Origin of the sequence: Curtobacterium sp. 9128, assembly GCF_900086645.1 — a bacterium.
GTDB lineage: Bacteria > Actinomycetota > Actinomycetes > Actinomycetales > Microbacteriaceae > Curtobacterium.
The window spans coordinates 2,102,374-2,121,040 of the sequence record NZ_LT576451.1; the positions used below are offsets into that span (position 1 = coordinate 2,102,374).

An 18,667-nucleotide genomic window follows, 5' to 3' on the forward strand; every position below is an offset into this window, starting at 1 on the left:
CCACCACGCGAAAGGAGTCACCACCGGTGACCGACAAGCGCACACTCATCATCTTCGGTGCGACGGGCGACCTCGCCTCCCGCCTGCTCCTGCCGGGCCTCGGCACGTTCCTGCAGAGCGGCCGTGCCGTCCCCGTCCAGCTGATCGGCACCGGCCGCAGTGAGCGCACCCCGGAGAAGTGGAAGGACATCGTCACGAAGTCCTTCGCCTCGCAGGACGTCAAGGGACCCGAGGTCGACGCGACCATCGAGTCGACGATCTTCATCCAGGGCGACCCGACCGACCCGAAGCACCTCAAGGCGCTGCTCGACGCCGCCGAGAACGAGCCGATCCTGTACTTCGCGCTCCCGCCGCAGATCGCGTCGGACATCTGCGAGGCTCTGCAGTCGGTCGACCTCCCCGAGGGCACGACCCTGGCGTTCGAGAAGCCCTTCGGCACCGACGTCGCCAGCGCCAAGGCCCTCAACGAGACGGTCCTCAAGATCGTCCCCGAGGAGCGCGTGCACCGCACCGACCACTTCCTCGGTCGCACCACGGTCCTGAACATCATCGGTCTGCGTTTCGCGAACCGCCTGTTCGAGCCGATCTGGAACGCGGAGAACATCGAGAAGGTCGACATCTTCTACGACGAGACCCTCGGCCTGGAGAACCGCGCCCAGTACTACGACGAGGCCGGCGCGATGGTGGACATGATCCAGTCGCACCTGCTGCAGATCCTCGGACTCGTGACGATGGACGCCCCGGCCGCCATCGACGCCGTCGAGTTCCGCTCGTCGCTCGCCCGTGCGCTCCGCTCGACCCGACTGAAGGGCGACGACGCGAAGATCGCCTCCCGCCGCGCGGTCTACACGGCCGGCACGATCGACGGCAAGGAGCTCCCGTCCTACCAGGACGAGCAGGGCGTCGAGCCTGGCCGTAAGACCGAGACGCTCGCCGAGATCTCGGTGGAGGTCGACACCGCACGCTGGAAGGGCGTCCCCTTCACACTGCGTTCCGGCAAGGCGCTCGGCGCGAGCCGCAAGGAGGTGCTGATCACCTTCAAGCCGGTTCCGCGCCTGCCCTCCGGCCTGACCGGTCGCCCGAAGACCGACACGCTGCGCATCGTCCTGAACCCGGACGAGATCGAGCTGACCGTGTCGGCGAACGGTGGGGGCAACCCCTTCGAGATGGGCCAGGTGACGCTGTCGTCGTCGTTCAGCGACGGCGAGCTGACCCCGTACGGCGAGGTGCTCAACGGGATCTTCCACGACGACCCGCTGCTCTCGATCCGCGGCGACGTCGCGGAGCGGTGCTGGGAGATCGTGGAGCCCGTCGTCGCCGCCTGGAAGGCGAACGAGGTCCCGCTCGAGGAGTACCGCGCGGGTTCGCGCGGTCCCGCGGACTGGGAGTCGTCGTCCTGACACATTGATCCGGACCACAGACGGACGGGAGGCGCGGTGCCAGCTGGCACCGCGCCTCCCGTCCGTCGTCTGCGTGCGGGACGGAGGTGGCCGAATCGCGCGTAGGAGGTCGTTTCGCGCGTAGGAGGTCGGAAATTCCGACCTCCTACGCGCGAATCCGCTTCCGACGCGCGAAACGACCCACGGCACGGCGGGGCACGGTGTGCCGGGGCAGCGTCAGGCCGGGGTGCCCGCCCGCTCGCCCTCGCCCGTCCACGACCTCGTGCCGCCGTCGTGCTGGGGGATCCGGGTGCGGTGCCCCGTCGCCTTGCCGCGGGCACGTTCGATCGCGTCCGCCGCGGCCACCAGCGTCAGGTGCGAGAGCGCCTGCGGGGTGTTGCCGATGTGGTGCCCCGTCGCGACGTCGATCTCCTCCGAGAGCATGCCGACGTCGTTGGCGTACCCGACGAGCACGTCCATGAGCCGCTCGGCGTCCTCGATGCGCCCCGATGCCGCGTACTGCTCGACCAGCCAGAACGAGCAGGCCAGGAACGGGTGCTCGCTGCCGCTCAGCCCGTCGAACCCGGCCGTGGTGCGGTACCGCAGGACGAGCCCGTCCGAGCCGACGCGGAGGTCCTCCTCGATCGCGGCGACGGTCCCGAGCATCCGCGGGTCGGTCGCCTTGCAGTAGCCGATCTGCGGCAGGACGAGCAGGCTCGCGTCCACCTCGTCGGTGTCGTAGTGCTGGCGGAAGGACCCGCGTTCGGCGTTCCACCCGTGCTCGTCGATCTCCGCACGGACGGCGTCGCGGAGCCGGCGCCAGCGGTCCACGGGGCCTTCGAGTCCGAACTCCTCGACCGCGGCGACCCCTCGGTCGAACGCGGCCCAGATCATCGCCCGCGAGTGCGTGAAGCTCCGTCGGGGGCCGCGCATCTCCCAGATGCCGTTGTCCGGCTCCTGCCAGTGCTCCTCGACGTAGCCGAGCAGGGCACGCTGGAGCGCCCACGAGTCGGCGTTCTCCTCGACGCCGAGCTCGCGGGCGTCGTGGAGCGCCGCGAGCACCTCGCCGAACACGTCGCCCTGGTACTGCGTGTACGCACCGTTCCCGACCCGCACGGGCTTCGATCCCGCGTACCCGGCAAGGTGGTCGAGCTCCCACTCGGGCAGCTCCCGCTCGCCGGCGATGCCGTACATGATCTGCACGTCGGCCGGGTCGCCGGCGATCGCCCGGAGCAGCCAGCCACGCCAGTGCTTCGCCTCGTCCTGGTAGCCGTGGGCGATCATCGACGCGAGTGCCAGCGAGGCGTCGCGGAGCCAGACGTACCGGTAGTCCCAGTTGCGTTCGCCACCCGGGTCCTCCGGCAGGCTCGTGGTGGCCGCGGCGACGACCCCGCCGGTCTCCGCGTGGGTCATCGCACGGAGGAAGAGCAGCGACCGGCGGGTGGCGTCGGCGTACCGGCCGCCGACGCGGGCGGTGCCGGTCCAGTCGCGCCACCACTGCCTTGTGCGGTGGAGTGCGTCGTCGACGTCGAGTTCCTCCGGGGGCTCGCGGTGCGACGGGTACCAGGTCAGCACGGTGTCGAGCACGTCCCCGTCGTGCACGGTGCGGGTCGCAACGTGGCGGTGGTCGTCGGCGTGGAACCGGACGCCGCGGACGATGACCGACCCGGGTCCCGCCGTCGCGACGAGTGCGGGGTCGTCGTCGTCGCCGACCTGGCGGACCCAGGGGAGTGCGCGGGCGTAGTCGAACCGGATGCGCAGGGCCTGTCGCACCTCGACCTCGCCCGTGAGCCCCCTGACGCGCCGGACGACCGATGCCCGGTGCGCGCCGATCGGCATGAAGTCGGTGACCTCGACGACGCCGGTGGACGTGGTCCAGATCGTCGTCAGGACGAGGGTGTCCTCGTCGTACCGACGCTCGGCGGTGGCGTCGGGGTCGGTGGGTCGGAGCGTCCAGTGCCCGTCGTGCTCGTCTCCCAGCAGGGACGCGAAGGTCGAGGGGCTGTCGAAGCGGGGGAGACACGCCCAGTCGATCGTGCCGGCACGGTCCACCAGTGCGGCCGTGTAGCAGTCCCCGATGATCGCGTGGTCCTCGATGCGTTGCGCCATGCCACCGATCGAACCACTGACCGCCGATGTTCCACCGGCGTCATGCGTCACCGACTGAGAGTGCGCGCAGGGTCTAGTCGAGCTCGGTGATCCCGACGCGGGCGAGCTCGGTCCAGAGACCGGCGCCGTCCGGGGCGTAGACCCACGGCGCGGCGGATTCCCTGGAGCGTTCCTGGGCCCTGGACCGCCCACCGGCGAGGACGGCCTCGCTCGTGGACAGCTGCCGGATCGCGACACCCGCGACGTTGTCCGGGTGCTCGCGCGCGAAGTCGCCGTACAGGGTCTCGTCGTGCTGTCCGTCGTCACCGACGAGCAGCCACTTGATGTCCGGGAAGTCGCGGGCGAGCCGCCGGAGGTTCTCGTGCTTGTGCAGCTGCCCGCTCCGGAAGAAGCGGTCGTGCGTCGGGCCCCAGTCGGTGAGCAGCAGGGTGCCGGACGGGTACATGTTCCTGGTGAGGAAGCGCTGGAGCGTCGGCCCGACGTTCCACGCACCGGTGGAGAGGTACACCGTCGGCGACCCGGGGTGCTGCGCGAGCACACGCTCGTAGAGGACGGACATGCCGGGGACCGGGCGGCGCGCGTGCTCGGTGAGGACGAAGGAGTTCCACGCGGCCAGCATCGGACGGGGGAGCGAGGTCACCATCACGGTGTCGTCGATGTCGGACAGCAGCCCGAACCGCGTGTCCGGGTGCACGACGAAGACGTCGGCCTCGGCGTCGCGCTGCCCGCCGGCGGACAGCCTGATGGTCTGCCAGCCCGGTTCGAGGTCGATCGGGACGATGGTGTCGACCACGCCGCCACGGTCGGACTGCACGGTGTGGGTGACCCCGCCGGCAGTGATGGTCACCTCGGCGTGGTCGACCGCCACGCTCGTGAAGGTTCGCCAGCCGCGGACACCGGTGTACGCCGCGTCCGAGGCGAGCCCACGCCGGGTCAGCAGCACCCGGCAGAGCACCCGGATCCACCCGGGCGCGCCGTACCCGGTGTACGGGATGACGGTCGGCACGAGGCCGCGTCGGCGGGCGCGCTGTTCACGGAACTCCTGCACGGCGTCCTCGATCCGGGCGGCACGATGCAGGATCGGCTCGGCCAGCGACGGTTCGTGGGACGTCGGGTCGGGCATCGGCCCATCATCCCACGGAGGGGTGGAGGATGGGCACGACGCACTCGACACCCGGAGAATCGCAGCGGGATTCCAGCCGGGCTCTGCGAGAGTTGCCCCGTCACACAATCAGCCCGCGGTCGCCGCGAGAAGGAGAACACGTGCTCGTCACCGAGGTTTCGAACGCACTGCCGGGGGGATCATCACTGCTCAGGAACGAGCCGGTCCAAGCCCGCAGTTCGGCGCGCCTCGCCGGGCTCCTCGACGCCGCAGCCGCGGTGATCGACGAGATCGGCTTCGAGCGGCTCACCACGGCCATGGTCGCCGAACGGGCGGGGGCGTCCATCGGCACGGTCTACCGGTACTTCCCGGACCGCATCGCCGTGGTCGAGGCGCTCGCCATCCGCTGCACGCAGCGGCTCGCGTCCCGGTTCGTCGATGCGCTCGACGCCAGCGGCGCGACGACCTGGCAGGACGCCTGCGACGCGCTCATCGACATGACGAGCGAGATGTACCGGACCGAGCCGGGGTTCCGCGCGATCCGCTTCGGCGACGCCGCGGACTCGGGCGTCGGTGACGAGGAAGACCGCATGGGTGCCCTCGGCGGGGCGGTCGGCACGATCATGCGCGAGCGCTTCGGTCTGCCGGACAACGACGCCGTCGCGCGAGCGTGGGTCGTCCTCGCCGAATCCGGACACGCCGTGCTGGCCAGGGCCCACCAGGACCGCCAGCACCCGGACACCGGGCTCATCGAGGCCTACCGCGTCATGAACAAGACGTATCTGGAGTCGGTGATCGCCGCCTCCTGACCACCGGTCACCAAACCGAACGGCGCTCGCCCTCCGAACTGGAGGCGCGGGCGCTGTCGTGTCCGCGGCCTCCGCCATGCGCGGGGTCGGCTCCAGAGCCGTGGCGGCTTCCGCGGACCGGCCGCCGGCCGGGTGGCGCTGTCCGGGACACGCCCGGTCACGTCACGGATCGTCACCTGGACGCACCGGTGTCGGTGCTGACGGGTACTCTCACTCGGAGTCGGGCTACCTCCTACCAGAAGGGCACCCATGATCGAGTTCCGCCAGGTGCGCAAGACGTACCCGGACGGCACGGCCGCAGTCGAGCGGTTCGACCTCGTCATCCCATCACGCACCACGACGGTCTTCGTCGGGTCGAGTGGTTGCGGGAAGACGACGCTGCTCCGCATGATCAACCGGATGGTCGACCCCACTGCCGGGTCCGTCTCCATCGACGGCGAGGACGTCGCAGGCGTCGACCCGGTGAAGCTCCGCCGCAGCATCGGCTACGTGATGCAGAATGCGGGCCTGCTGCCGCACCGCAAGGTCGCGGACAACATCGCGACCGTGCCGCTGCTCACCGGTGTGTCGAAGCAGGAAGCCCGCGCGCGGGCGCTCGAGCTGATGGACACCGTCGGACTCGACCGCGCCTTCGCCGACCGCTACCCGTCGCAGCTGTCGGGTGGCCAGCAGCAGCGCGTCGGTGTCGCCCGCGGGCTCGCCGTCGACCCGAACATCCTGCTGATGGACGAGCCGTTCGGCGCGGTGGACCCGCTGGTCCGCAACGACCTGCAGGACGAGCTCATCCGGCTCCAGCGCGAGCTCGGCAAGACGGTCGTGTTCGTGACCCACGACATCGACGAGGCGTTCAAGCTCGGTGACCAGGTCGTCATCCTGAAGAAGGGCGGCGAGATCGCGCAGCTCGGGACACCGGCCGAGATCCTCTCGGAACCGGCGGACGACTTCGTGGCGAACTTCATCGGCGCCGGACGTGGTCGTCGAGCGCTCCGTGTGGAGCAGACGCCCACCGGACCCATCGTGGTCGACGGGGACGGACGTGCCGCCGGTGTGCTCACCGGTCCGGTCCCGGTCGTCGACGCGGCGTCCGCGGTGCCGCAGCCGGCCGGGCCGGACGCCGCACACCGGGACAGCGTGTGAACTGGGTCACCGGCAACCTCGACACGATCACGTCGAACCTGATCGCGCACGTCTGGCTGTCGATCCCGCCGATCGTCATCAGCTTCGTGCTCTCGGTGCCGATCGGCCTGCTCGTGAACCGCCTGCGCAAGGGTCGCCGAGGTGCACGGGCGACCGGTTCGACGATCATCGTCGTGGCGAGCCTGCTCTACGCCATCCCGTCCTTCCCGCTCTTCCTCGCCTTGCCGCCGTTGCTCGGGACGAACATCCTCGACCCGGCGAACGTCGTCATCGCGCTGACGATCTACGGTGTCGCCCTGATGGCGCGCTCGGCGGCCGACGCGCTCGACGCCGTCGACCCCGCGGTGCTGAACGCCGCGGCGGCCATGGGGTACTCGCCCGTGCAGCGGTTCTTCCGCGTCGAACTGCCCCTCGCCGGCCCCGTGCTCCTCGCCGGCATCCGGGTCGTCGCGGTCAGTACGGTGAGCCTCGTCACGGTCGGTGCGCTCCTCGGGATCCCGAACCTCGGGTTCCTGCTCACCGACGGCCTCAAGCGCGGCATCAGTGTCGAGATCCTGACCGGCATCGTGCTGACGATCGTCCTGGCGCTCGTCATCGACGGGCTCCTGGTGCTCATCGGACGCATCGTGATGCCGTGGACCCGCGGTGGCAGCCGTGATGCCAAGCGCATCCGGCGTCGTGCGGCGGCGGACGTCCGTACCGGGGAGGTGTCCGCGTGAACCTCTTCGCCGGCGCCATCGCCTGGATCTTCGACCCCGCCAACTCCGTCGGGGCGAACGGCATCCCCGTCCGCCTCTGGGAGCACGTGTGGATCACGCTGCTCACCATCGTCATCGCCTGCGCCATCGCGGTGCCCCTCGGCCTCGTGATCGGGCACACCGGGCGTGGCAAGAGCCTCGCCGTGGGGTTCTCCGGCGGGGTCAGGGCGCTCCCCACGCTCGGCCTGCTGACGATCCTCGCCCTGTGGATCGGGCTCGGCATCGAAGCGCCGCTCATCTCGCTCGTCATCCTGGCGATCCCGTCGATCCTGGCCGGTACGTACTCCGGCCTCGAGGCGATCGACCGCGTGACCATCGACGCGGCCAAGGCGCAGGGCATGACCACGTGGCAGCTGCTGACGAAGGTGGAGATCCCGCTCGGGCTCCCGCTGATCGTCGGCGGCATCCGTGCCGCGGTGCTCCAGGTCATCGCGACCGCCACGCTCGCCGCCTACATCAACGCGGGCGGTCTCGGCGGGTACGCGTTCTCCGGGCTCGCCAACCAGGACTACGAAGAGGTCCTCGGCGGTTCGCTCCTGGTGATCGCACTCGCCATCGTCTTCGAGATCGTGTTCGCCGTCCTGCAGCGGCTCGCGGTGCCGGCGGGTATCACCGCCGCCTCCGCGGGTGATGGACGGCGCGACGCTGACCGCTCGGAAAGTCGGGCATCAACCCCCTTGGAAGGAACCCTCCAGTGACCACTGCACGCACCAAGCGCCTCGGCGCGACCATCGCGGTCGCGACCGCCGCCGCGATCGCCCTCGCGGGCTGCTCGTCAGGCGACCCGCTCTCCTCCGGCGGCGGCTCCGGCTCGTCGGACACCATCACCGTCGGCTCGCAGGCCTACCCGTCGAACGAGATCATCGCGGAGCTCTACGCCCAGGAACTCGAGAAGGCCGGCTTCACCGTCACCAAGAAGCTCAACATCGGACAGCGCAAGGCCTACTGGCCCGAGGTCGCCAAGGGCAACATCGACGTGTTCCCGGAGTACAACGGCAACCTGCTGAACTACCTCCTGCAGTCCGACGACAAGGACACGACGACGGAGACCACGACGGACGGCATCAACGCCGCCCTGAAGGACGAACTGCCCTCCGGCGTCAAGGCCCTGCCGTCCGCGGACGCATCCGACTCGGACACGTACACGGTCACGCAGGAGCTCGCCGACAAGTACGACCTCAAGTCGATCGGCGACCTCGCCAAGATCGGCGGCACCATCTCGATCGCGGCGAACCCCGAGTTCGCCACGGCTGCGTACGGCCCGACCGGCCTGAAGGCGAAGTACGGCATCACCGGTGAGGTCAACCAGCAGAACGACTCCGGTGGCCCGCTCACGGTCAAGGCGATCAAGGACGGCGACTCGCAGGTCGCCGACATCTACTCGGCCAGCGCGTCGATCGCCACCGAGAAGCTCGTCACGCTCGAGGACCCGAAGAACCTCGTGCCGGTGAACAACGTCACGCCCATCGTGTCGTCGAAGCTGGACTCGAAGGCGACCGCGGCGATCGAGAAGGTCAACAAGGTGCTCACCACGGACGCGCTCATCGAGCTCGACCGTCAGAACTCCGTGGAGCAGAAGTCCGCGGCATCGGTGGCCAAGGCCTTCCTGCAGGACAAGGGTCTGCTCTAGTCCTCCAGCACGTGTGAGATGAACGACAGGTGTCGGGCAATGTGCCCGGCACCTGTCGTCGTTCCGGGGCACATCCGTTCGGCACGGTTGTGCCGTTCAAGTGCCCTGCACGTTCGTGCAGGTCGAGTTTCTACAAGTTGTCGAATCGGGTTGCCTGCCGGTACCGTGGAGGTGTCCCAACGGTTGTGACACCCAGAAGTACCCCTTCCACAGGAAGCAACTGACGTGCACGAACAGCGCGCGGCGTTCCCGATCGGTACAGCCGCATGAACGACATCCTCGATCCGCTCATCCTGTCCAGGTGGCAGTTCGGGCTGACCACCATCTACCACTTCCTCTTCGTCCCGTTGACGATCGGCATGGCCGTGGTCGTCGCGACGTTCCAGACGGCGTGGTACCGCACCGGTCGGGCGCACTACCTGCAGCTCACCCGGTTCTTCGGCCGGATCTTCCTCATCAACTTCGCGATGGGCGTCGTGACGGGCATCGTGCAGGAGTTCCAGTTCGGCATGAACTGGTCGAACTACTCCCGGTTCGTCGGGGACGTCTTCGGGGCCCCGCTCGCGCTCGAGGGGATCCTCGCCTTTTTCTTCGAGGCGGCGTTCATCGGCGTCTGGATCTTCGGGTGGGACCGGTTGCCCAAGGGTCTGCACCTCGCGAGCATGTGGTGCGTCAGCGCCGGGACGATCATGTCGGCGTACTTCATCATCGCCGCAAACGCGTTCATGCAGCACCCCGTCGGCTACGTCATCAACGAAGCCAAGGGTCGCGCGGAACTCACCGACATCTGGGCGGTGCTGACGAACAAGGTCGCACTGGCCGCGTTCCCGCACACGCTCTTCGCGTGCTTCATGGTGGCTGCCGGCGTGATCATCTCGGTCGCGTCGTACCACCTGGCGCGCAACCAGAACCTCGAGACGATGATGCCGGCGCTGAAGTTCGGCCTCTGGACGATGGTCGCCGCCGGTGCGCTGACCGTCCTCACCGGCGACCAGCTCGGGCTGACGATGGTCGACACACAGCCGATGAAGATGGCCGCGGCCGAGGCGCTGTACAACACGGCGACCGGCAAGGACGCCTCGTTCTCGATCTTCACGCTCGGCACACCGGACGGCGTGCACGAGCTGTTCTCGATCCGTGTGCCGTACCTGCTGTCGTTCCTCTCGACCCACACCTTCAACGGCACGGTCGAGGGCATCAACGACCTGCAGGCGCAGTACACGCAGGTGTACGGCCCCGGTGACTACAAGCCGATCATCTGGGTGACGTACTGGTCGTTCCGCTGGATGATCGCCCTCGGTGTCGGCGCGGTCCTCGTCGCCCTCGCCGGGCTGTGGCTGACCCGCAAGGGCCGCTTCCCGACGCAGCGCTGGGTGTGGCGGATCGCCACCTGGGCGGTGCCGCTGCCGATGGCCGCGATGATCGTCGGCTGGATCTTCACCGAGATGGGCCGGCAACCGTGGCTCGTGTTCGGGCTCCTCAAGACCGCTGACGGGGTGTCCCCGAACGTGACCGGGGTCGAGGTCCTCATCTCGCTCGTCGTCTTCACACTGATCTACGGCGCGCTGGCGGTGGTGGAGTTCCGGCTCATCAAGAAGGTGGCGCAAGAAGGCCCCGCTGCTCCGGCACCGGTGGACGAGGAGACCGGCGAGGTCAAGCACGAAGTGACGGTGTACTGATCATGGACCTCCCCGTTCTCTGGTTCGCCATCGTCGGCGTCTTCTTCGTCGGCTACTTCGTGCTCGACGGGTTCGACTTCGGCGTCGGCATGGCCCTGCCGTTCCTCGGCAAGGACGACACCGACCGTCGCGTCATGATCAACACGATCGGCCCCGTCTGGGACCTCAACGAGACCTGGGTCATCGTGGCCGGCGCCTGCCTGTTCGCGGCGTTCCCGGAGTGGTACGCCACGATGTTCTCCGGGTTCTACCTGGCGCTGCTGCTGATCCTCGCGGCGCTCATCGCCCGTGGGGTCTCGTTCGAGTACCGCCACCAGAACAAGCAGCTGCAGTGGAAGCGTTCGTTCGACCTGATGATCATCGTCGGCAGCGCCGTGCCGTCGTTCCTCTGGGGCGTCGCGTTCGGCAACGTGGTCCGCGGGATCCCGATGGACTCCGGGCACAACTACACGGGCACGCTGTTCGACCTGCTCAACCCGTTCGCGCTCCTGACCGGGCTCGCGACGCTGCTGGTGTTCTTCACGCATGGCGTCGTCTTCATCGCGCTGAAGACCGAGGGAGACATCCGCGACCGTGCGAAGCGGCTGGCCACCAGGGCCGGCATCGTGACGATCGTCGTCGCGGCGGCGTTCCTCGTGTCGATGGCGTTCGTCCGGGCCACCCCGGCGTCGCTGGTGCTCTCCGTCGTCGCCGCGCTCGCGCTCGTCCTCGCGGTGCTCTGCAACGCATGGGGCAAGGAGGGCCGGGCGTTCACGCTGATGGCGGTCACGATCGCCGCGGTGGTGCTCGCGATGTTCACGGCGATCTTCCCGAACGTGATGCCCGCCTCGAACGACGTGGCACGGAGCCTCACGGTCTACAACGCATCGAGTGGCACGTACACGCTGACGGTCATGAGCTGGGTCGCACTGATCTTCGTCCCGCTCGTGTTCGCCTACCAGGCGTGGACGTACTGGGTGTTCCGCAAGCGCGTCTCGCGGGCGCAGGTCACCGCGGCCGCCCACTAGGTGCCCCGCCGATGAAGCCGCTCGACCCGCGTCTGCTCCGCCTCTCACGCTCGGCGCGCGGCTTCATCGTCGCCGCGGCCGGGACGGGGGTCCTCCGCACGCTCGCGACCATCGCGATCGCGTGGGGGATCGCCGCAGCCGTCACCGAGGTGGTCGACGCCGTGCACCACGGCGGCGTCGTCCCCACGGAGTTCGTGCCGACGCTGGCGCTGCTCGGCGGTGCGTTCGTCGTGCGCGCCGTGGCGGCGTGGGCGACGGACGACCTCGCCGCACGGGCCGCAGCGACCGTGAAGAGCGAGCTGCGCCGCACCGTGCTGGCGCGGGCGGCCGAACGCGGACCCGGGTGGCTCGCGGAACGGTCGAGCGCCGGCTTCGCGACGACGCTCGGTCCGGGGCTCGACGCCCTCGACGCCTACTTCGGGCGCTACCTGCCCCAGCTCGCGCTCACGGCGATCGCGACCCCGGTGCTGCTCGTCGCGATCGGTCTCGGCGACCTGACGAGCGGGCTCGTCGTCCTCTGCGCGCTGCCGGTCATCCCGGTCTTCATGATCCTCATCGGTCTCGCCACGCAGTCGTTGCAGCGGAAGCAGTCCGACGCGCTGGCGCGACTCGGCGGTGCGTTCCTCGAGGCCGTCGAGGGCCTCGCCACGCTGAAGGTGTTCGGTCGTGCGCGTCGGCAGGTCGGCCGCATCGGCACCGTCACGGACCAGTACCGACGCGGGACCCTCGGCGTGCTGCGGTTGTCGTTCGTGAGCGGCTTCGCGCTCGAGCTCGCCGCCAGCCTCTCGGTCGCCCTCGTCGCGGTGTCGATCGGCATCCGACTCGTGGACGGCTCGCTCGGTCTCGGCGCCGCGATGTTCGTCCTGGTGCTGGCGCCAGAGGCGTTCGCGCCGATCCGGCAGGTCGGCGCCGACTTCCACGCCGCGCAGGACGGCGTCGAGGCGTCGGCAGCCGTGCTCGACGTGCTCGACGACGACCGCACGCCGGCTGCTGCTCCGCCGACGCCGGCCGCCGCCACCGACCTCGTGCTCCGCGGCGTGGCCGTCAGGCGCCAGGACGTGGTGATCGGGCCCGTCGACCTCGACGCCCGCCCCGGCACGGTCCTCGCGCTCGTCGGTCCGAGCGGTGCCGGCAAGTCGAGCCTCATCGCGGCGATCCGCGGTGCCGTGCCGCACGACGGCACGGTCGTCGTCCCCGGTCCGGCCGGTTCCACCGTGGACGACCGGATCGCGTGGGCCGACCAACGCGCGCGACTCGTCCGCGGCACCATCGCCGAGAACGTGGCCCTCAGCCAGCAGCCCCACGACGACGACGTGCTGACCGCGCTCGGTGACGCGGGGCTGGGACTCGACCCGAGCCTCCAGATCGGTGCAGGCGGAGCCGGACTGTCCGGCGGACAGGCGCAGCGCGTCGCCGTCGCCCGAGCGCTCTACCGGCACCGTCGGTCCGGTACCCGCCTCGTGCTCCTCGACGAACCGACGTCCGCACTCGACGCCGACGCGGAGGCGCATCTGATCACGACGATGCGGCGGCTCGCCGCCGACGGCGCGGTGGTCGTCGTCGCGAGCCACCGGCCGGCGGTCGTCGCCGCGGCCGACGTCCGCGTCGACGTCGCCGCGAGCGGTGCCGTCGCGGTCCTCGGAGCGCACGCGTGACCGGCCAGGAGGCTCGTGGCGGCTCCGTCCTGCGGCTCGCGATGCCGCGCGGTGCCGGGTGGGGCAAGGCGGTCGCCTCCGGCTCGCTCAGCGCGCTGTGCGCTGTGGCCCTGCTCGCGGCGAGCGGGTACCTGATCACCCGGGCGGCGGAACACCCGCCGATCCTCTACCTGACGCTCGTCATGGTCGGGGTCCGGGCGTTCGCGCTCGGTCGGGCGGCGCTGCGGTACGTGGACCGGCTCGCCGGGCACGACGCGTCCTTCCGGCAACTCGCCGTGGTCCGGACCGAGATGTACCGCCGGCTCGCGTCGGTCGCGCCGGCGGGCCTCGGGACCACCGGACGCGGTGACCTGATGACCCGCCTGGTCACCGACACCGATCGGCTGCAGGACCTGCCGATCCGCGTCGTCGGTCCGCTCGTGTCCGCCGGTGTGACCGCGCTGCTCTCGGTCGTCGCCGTCGCACTGGTGTCCGTCCCCGCCGCCCTCGTGCTGCTCGTGGCCCTCGTGCTCGCCGCCGTCCTCGGTTCCGTCGTCACCGCGTCGATCGCGCGCCGCAGCGACGAGGAGACCGCGGCGGACCGCGGGCGCGTCGCCGACCTGGTCCTGGACACGGTGCGGACGCTCGACGTGTTCGCCGCCTACGGCACCCTCGACGAACGGCTCGCGCACATCGCCGCGCTCGACGCCCGGGTCACCCGTGCGGTCCGCCGTCGGGCCACGGTCGAGTCGCTCGTCGGGGCATCGGTCGGACTCATCGGCGGTGCCGCGGTGATCGGGATCCTCGCGGCCGGTGCACCAGCGGTCGTCACCGGCGCGCTCGACGGACCGCTCTGGGCGCTCGCGGTCTTCGTCCCGCTCGCGCTGTTCGAGGTCGTCGGGGCGGTCCCGCTCGCGGTGCTGACGTACCGGCGGGTGCGGGCGGCCGCAGACCGGGTCGAGCGGGTGGTCCCCGCCGTCACGCCGGACGGGATCGTCCAGGAGCCCGCTGCCGATGCGGAGCCGGCGTCCCTCGTGGTCGACGGTCCCGTCGCGGTGTCCGTGTCCGGGCTGACCGTCCGGTGGCCGGGGGCGGTCGACGCCGCCGTGGACGACGTCTCGTTCGACCTGCTCCCCGGCGAGGTCGTCGTGGTCCAGGGGCCGAGCGGCGCGGGCAAGTCGACGCTGGTGGACGCGCTCGTGCGGTTCGTCGAGTACCGGGGCAGCTACACGATCGACGGGGTCGAGGCACGGACGATGCACCCGGACGCCGTGCGCGCCCGGGTCGGACTCATCGAGCAGGACCCGTTCGTGTTCGACCAGTCGATCCGGCAGAACCTGCTCTTCGCGCGGGAGACCGCGACGGACGACGACCTGCTCGGTGTGCTCGACCGGGTCGGCCTCGGGGCATGGGTGGAGCGCCGTGGTGGTCTCGATGCGGCCGTGGGGGAGCGCGGTGCCCTGGTCTCCGGCGGGCAGGCGCACCGGCTCGCGCTCGCCCGGGCGCTCCTGCACGCGTTCCCCGTGCTCGTGCTCGACGAGCCGACGGCCGACATCGACCCGGATCTCGGCGACGCCGTGCTGCGCGACCTCGTGACCACCGCCCGGGCAGCAGGGCGGACCGTCGTGGTCGTGTCGCACGTGCCGGTGCCGCCGGACCTCGTCGACCGGACCATCCGGATGCGCGACGGCCGCATCGCGGCCTGACCATCCCGTGACCGTTCGCTCCTGGTCGTCCGCGAGTGGGGCCTGTGCCTTGTAATCTTGAGGACCGACACGTGTCTGACGGACGTGTGTCGTGCCTCTCCCCGCTCGCTCGGCCGGATCATCGCTCCGCAAGCTCCGCGATGACCCGGAACCGGCGAGTGGGGGCCCAGACCGATTGAGAGTTCCGTGACCATCGAGCAGCACGTCGAGGACCCGCACACCTACGACTTCCGGCGCATCCAGGACAAGTGGCAGGGGCGGTGGGAAGAGCTCGGCCTCTTCACCGTCGACCCCGACGACCGTCGTCCCCGGAAGTACATCCTCGAGATGTTCCCGTACCCGTCCGGCGACCTGCACATGGGGCACGCCGAGAACTGGGCGCTCGGTGACTTCGTCGCGCGCTACTGGCGGCAGCAGGGCTTCAACGTGCTCCACCCGATCGGCTGGGACTCCTTCGGGCTGCCGGCCGAGAACGCGGCGATCAAGCGCGGGGTGGACCCGAAGGACTGGACCTACGCCAACATCGAGCAGCAGAAGGCGTCGTTCAAGCGGTACGCGCCGTCCTTCGACTGGACGACCGAGATCCACACCTCGGACCCCGGGTACTACAAGTGGAACCAGTGGCTGTTCCTGAAGATGTACGAGAAGGGCCTGGCCTACCGCAAGGACAGCTGGGTGAACTGGGACCCGGTGGACCAGACCGTGCTCGCGAACGAGCAGGTCCTGCCGGACGGCACCTCGGACCGCTCCGGCGCGGTCGTGGTCAAGAAGAAGCTCACGCAGTGGTACTTCAAGATCACCGACTACGCGGACCGGCTGCTCGACGACCTCAACCAGCTCGAGGGTCGCTGGCCCGCGAAGGTCCTGGCGATGCAGCGCAACTGGATCGGTCGCTCGGTCGGTGCCGACGTCGACTTCGTGATCGAGGGGCGCGACGAGCCGGTGACCGTGTTCACCACGCGTCCGGACACGATCAACGGTGTGACGTTCCTCGTCGTGGCGCCGGACTCCGACCTCGCCGCATCGCTGGTGGCGGCTCCGTCGGTCTCCGACGAGGTCCGCGCCGCGTTCGAGTCGTACCTGGTGGCGACGCAGAAGACCTCCGAGATCGACCGGCAGAACGCCGACCGGCCGAAGACCGGCGTCCCGCTCGACCGGTTCGCGATCCACCCGCTCACCGGTGAGCGCCTGCCGATCTGGGCGGCGGACTACGTCCTCGCCGACTACGGCCACGGCGCCGTCATGGCCGTGCCCGCGCACGACCAGCGCGACCTCGACTTCGCACGGGCGTTCGACCTGCCCGTGAAGGTCGTCGTCGACACGAACCAGCCGGTGACCGGGGCGATCCCGGTGATCCCGGAGGGCGCGACCCTCGACGACTTCGACCTGCCCGTCCTCGACCCGGCCGCCACGGGTGAGGCCCTGACCGGGCAGGGTCGGATGATCAACTCCGGGCCGCTCGACGGCATGTCGAAGCAGCACGCGATCACCGCGGCGATCAAGCTCCTCGACGAGCGCGGCACCGGCCGTGCCGCGAAGACGTACCGCCTGCGCGACTGGCTCATCTCGCGCCAGCGCTTCTGGGGCACCCCCATCCCGATCATCCACGGCGAGGACGGCACCGAGTACCCGGTCCCCGAGGACCAGTTGCCCGTCGTGCTGCCGTCGACCGAGGGGCTCGACCTCAAGCCGAAGGGCACGTCGCCGCTGGGGGGTGCGACCGACTGGGTGAACGTCCCGAACCCCGTGGACGGATCCCCGGCGAAGCGTGACGCCGACACGATGGACACCTTCGTGGACTCGTCGTGGTACTTCCTGCGGTTCCTGTCGGCGAACGACGACACGCAGGCGTTCGACCCTTCGCTCGTCAACAAGTGGGCGCCGGTCGACCAGTACATCGGCGGTGTCGAGCACGCGATCCTGCACCTGCTCTACGCCCGGTTCGTCACGAAGGTCCTGTTCGACCTCGGCTACCTCGACTTCACCGAGCCCTTCTCGGCGCTGCTGAACCAGGGCATGGTCCTGTCCGGCGGCTCGAAGATGTCGAAGTCCAAGGGCGGCGTCTCGCTGGGCGACGAACTCGACGCGCACGGTGTCGACGCCATCCGCATGGTGATGGGCTTCGCCGGTCCGCCGGAGGACGACATCAACTGGGAGGACGTCTCCCCGGCGGCCTCCGCCCGCTTCCTGGCCCGCGCCTACCGCCTCGCCACCGACGTCACCTCGACGCCGGATGCGGTGTGGGCGGAGGGCGACCGTGCCCTGCGGCAGGTCACCCACCGGTTCCTCGCGGACTCCCCGGGGCTGATGGAGTCGTTCAAGTTCAACGTCGTGATCGCGCGGCTCATGGACCTGGTGAACGTCACCCGCAAGGCGATCGACAACGGACCGGGCGCCGGTGACCCCGCCGTGCGCGAGGCCGTCGAGACGATCGCGCTCGGCCTGAGCGTCTTCGCGCCGTACGCCGGTGAGGAGATGTGGGAGAAGCTCGGCTACGAGGGCTCCGTCGCGACCTACGGGTGGCGGAAGGCGGACCCGACGCTGCTCGTGCAGGAGTCGTTGACGGCCGTCGTGCAGGTCAACGGCAAGGTGCGCGACTCGTTCGAGGTGTCGAAGTCGATCGACCCGGCGGAGCTCGAGGCCCTCGCGCGCGCGTCCGCGAACGTGCAGCGGTACATCGGGGACCGCGAGATCGTGAAGGTCATCGTGCGGGCGCCGAAGCTCGTGAACATCGCGATCAAGGCGTAGTTCCTCCACAGCGGTGCGCCGGCCTTCCCGGTGCACCGTTCACACCTCGAGAGCCCGGCCGGTCGGCCGGGCTCTCTAGCGTTTCGGCATGTCCCGTTTCTCGCTCTCGCCGCGCGCCGCGCTCGTGCTGGCCGGCGTCGTCGTGGTGGTCGCGCTGGGCGTCATCCTGCTCGGGGCGCGGGGGAGCGGCGCCGGGGGTGTCGCCACGGTGACGGGTGCGCCGGTGGTGTCCGATCGGCCGTCGGACGGCCCACGGACCCCGGATGCGACGTCGTCGCCGGCTCCCTCGGTCGTGGTGCACGTGCTCGGTGCGGTCCACCGGGCGGGCGTCGTGACGGTGCCGGGGACGAGCCGGGTGACGGACGCGCTGGCGGCGGCGGGTGGTGCGGCCGACGATGCCGACCTCGCGCGGTTGAACCTCGCGCGGCCGGTCCAGGACGGCGAGCGGCTGTACGTGCCGCGGGTCGGCGAGGTCGAGGTGCCGCAGGAGCTCGACGGCGGTGCGGGTGGCGACGCGGGGAGCGCGAGTGGCGCCGGTGCGGGTGGCGGTGGCGGTGGCGGCGGCGGTGGCGGCGGCGGTGGCAGTGGCGGTGCGGCTGGCATCGGCGACGTGGTCGACCTGAACACCGCGGACCAGGCGGCGCTCGAGACCCTTCCGGGCATCGGACCGGCACTCGCGGGGCGCATCCTGGCCTGGCGCGACGAGCACGGTCGGTTCGCGAGCGTCGACGATCTGCTCGACGTCAGCGGGATCGGTGACGCGCGGTTGGCCGACCTGCGGGATCTGGTGCGGGTGTGAACCTCGCGGCCGACCGGACGGACCTCCGGGTCGCGGTCCCGGTGGCGATCGGCTGGGTGGTCGCGGCGGTGACCCAGTAGCGAACCCCTGCTGTGGAGCATCGAGCGGACGTGGTAGCCGACTTCGAGCATCACCGAGACGTTCAGGCCTCCGCTGCGGAATCTTCAGCG

At 70.2% G+C, this 18,667-nt stretch carries 14 protein-coding genes; 12 read left to right on the forward strand and 2 right to left on the reverse strand.

Annotation, left to right across the window (positions count from 1 at the left end; genetic code table 11):
• Window positions 1–26: 26 nt before the first annotated feature.
• Entirely contained in the window at window positions 27–1,400 is a 1,374-nt protein-coding gene (locus QK288_RS10150; protein WP_281264205.1) for a glucose-6-phosphate dehydrogenase, read from the forward strand.
• A gap of 216 nt (window positions 1,401–1,616) precedes the next feature.
• On the opposite strand, the gene QK288_RS10155 is transcribed toward QK288_RS10150, so the two are convergent.
• Both QK288_RS10155 and QK288_RS10160 read right to left on the reverse strand, forming a co-directional pair.
• Window positions 1,617–3,488, reverse strand: coding sequence for a glycoside hydrolase family 15 protein (locus QK288_RS10155; protein WP_281264206.1), 1,872 nt, complete (start codon window positions 3,486–3,488; stop codon window positions 1,617–1,619).
• 73 nt (window positions 3,489–3,561) lie between these two features.
• Window positions 3,562–4,611: a phosphatase domain-containing protein gene (locus QK288_RS10160; RefSeq protein ID WP_281264207.1), complete on the reverse strand. Its 1,050-nt coding sequence runs from the start codon at window positions 4,609–4,611 to the stop codon at window positions 3,562–3,564.
• A 140-nt stretch (window positions 4,612–4,751) separates the two neighbouring features.
• Between QK288_RS10160 and QK288_RS10165 the strand changes: the two genes are divergently transcribed.
• From QK288_RS10165 to QK288_RS10215, 11 genes are all read left to right on the forward strand, one after another.
• Window positions 4,752–5,399, forward strand: coding sequence for a TetR/AcrR family transcriptional regulator (locus QK288_RS10165; RefSeq protein WP_281264208.1), 648 nt, complete (start codon window positions 4,752–4,754; stop codon window positions 5,397–5,399).
• 249 nt (window positions 5,400–5,648) lie between these two features.
• A complete protein-coding gene (locus QK288_RS10170; RefSeq protein ID WP_281264209.1) occupies window positions 5,649–6,536 on the forward strand; it encodes an ATP-binding cassette domain-containing protein in 888 nt (295 codons plus the stop codon).
• Complete coding sequence (locus tag QK288_RS10175) at window positions 6,533–7,255, forward strand: ABC transporter permease subunit (protein WP_281264210.1); 723 nt, start codon at window positions 6,533–6,535, stop codon at window positions 7,253–7,255. Before QK288_RS10170 ends, QK288_RS10175 begins: the two co-directional genes overlap by 4 nt.
• Complete coding sequence (locus QK288_RS10180) at window positions 7,252–7,992, forward strand: ABC transporter permease (protein WP_281264211.1); 741 nt, start codon at window positions 7,252–7,254, stop codon at window positions 7,990–7,992. The genes QK288_RS10175 and QK288_RS10180 overlap by 4 nt, the downstream gene beginning before the upstream one ends.
• Window positions 7,989–8,924 carry an ABC transporter substrate-binding protein gene (locus QK288_RS10185; protein WP_281264212.1) on the forward strand — a complete coding sequence of 312 codons (936 nt, stop codon included), beginning with the start codon at window positions 7,989–7,991 and terminating at the stop codon, window positions 8,922–8,924. The genes QK288_RS10180 and QK288_RS10185 overlap by 4 nt, the downstream gene beginning before the upstream one ends.
• Window positions 8,925–9,190: 266 nt before the next feature.
• On the forward strand, window positions 9,191–10,603 hold the full coding sequence (locus tag QK288_RS10190) for a cytochrome ubiquinol oxidase subunit I (protein WP_281264213.1): 1,413 nt from the start codon (window positions 9,191–9,193) through the stop codon (window positions 10,601–10,603).
• A gap of 2 nt (window positions 10,604–10,605) precedes the next feature.
• On the forward strand, window positions 10,606–11,610 hold the full coding sequence (gene cydB, locus QK288_RS10195) for a cytochrome d ubiquinol oxidase subunit II (RefSeq protein WP_281264214.1): 1,005 nt from the start codon (window positions 10,606–10,608) through the stop codon (window positions 11,608–11,610).
• A gap of 11 nt (window positions 11,611–11,621) precedes the next feature.
• Entirely contained in the window at window positions 11,622–13,265 is a 1,644-nt protein-coding gene (gene cydD, locus QK288_RS10200) for a thiol reductant ABC exporter subunit CydD (protein ID WP_281264215.1), read from the forward strand.
• Entirely contained in the window at window positions 13,262–14,950 is a 1,689-nt protein-coding gene (gene cydC, locus QK288_RS10205; RefSeq protein WP_281264216.1) for a thiol reductant ABC exporter subunit CydC, read from the forward strand. The genes cydD and cydC overlap by 4 nt, the downstream gene beginning before the upstream one ends.
• Before the next feature lie 186 nt (window positions 14,951–15,136).
• Complete coding sequence (gene leuS, locus QK288_RS10210; RefSeq protein WP_281264217.1) at window positions 15,137–17,698, forward strand: leucine--tRNA ligase; 2,562 nt, start codon at window positions 15,137–15,139, stop codon at window positions 17,696–17,698.
• 88 nt (window positions 17,699–17,786) lie between these two features.
• Window positions 17,787–18,497: a ComEA family DNA-binding protein gene (locus QK288_RS10215; RefSeq protein ID WP_281264218.1), complete on the forward strand. Its 711-nt coding sequence runs from the start codon at window positions 17,787–17,789 to the stop codon at window positions 18,495–18,497.
• Window positions 18,498–18,667: the final 170 nt, after the last annotated feature.

Excerpts from the sequence above, each read along its gene's own strand:
- QK288_RS10170 (WP_281264209.1), top strand. The coding sequence starts at position 5,649 with ATGATCGAGTTCCGCCAGGTGCGCAAGACGTACCCGGACGGCACGGCC.
- QK288_RS10215 (WP_281264218.1), top strand. The coding sequence starts at position 17,787 with ATGTCCCGTTTCTCGCTCTCGCCGCGCGCCGCGCTCGTGCTGGCCGGC.
- QK288_RS10160 (WP_281264207.1), bottom strand. The coding sequence starts at position 4,611 with ATGCCCGACCCGACGTCCCACGAACCGTCGCTGGCCGAGCCGATCCTG.
- cydD (WP_281264215.1), top strand. The coding sequence starts at position 11,622 with ATGAAGCCGCTCGACCCGCGTCTGCTCCGCCTCTCACGCTCGGCGCGC.
- cydB (WP_281264214.1), top strand. The coding sequence starts at position 10,606 with ATGGACCTCCCCGTTCTCTGGTTCGCCATCGTCGGCGTCTTCTTCGTC.
- QK288_RS10190 (WP_281264213.1), top strand. The coding sequence starts at position 9,191 with ATGAACGACATCCTCGATCCGCTCATCCTGTCCAGGTGGCAGTTCGGG.
- QK288_RS10155 (WP_281264206.1), bottom strand. The coding sequence starts at position 3,488 with ATGGCGCAACGCATCGAGGACCACGCGATCATCGGGGACTGCTACACG.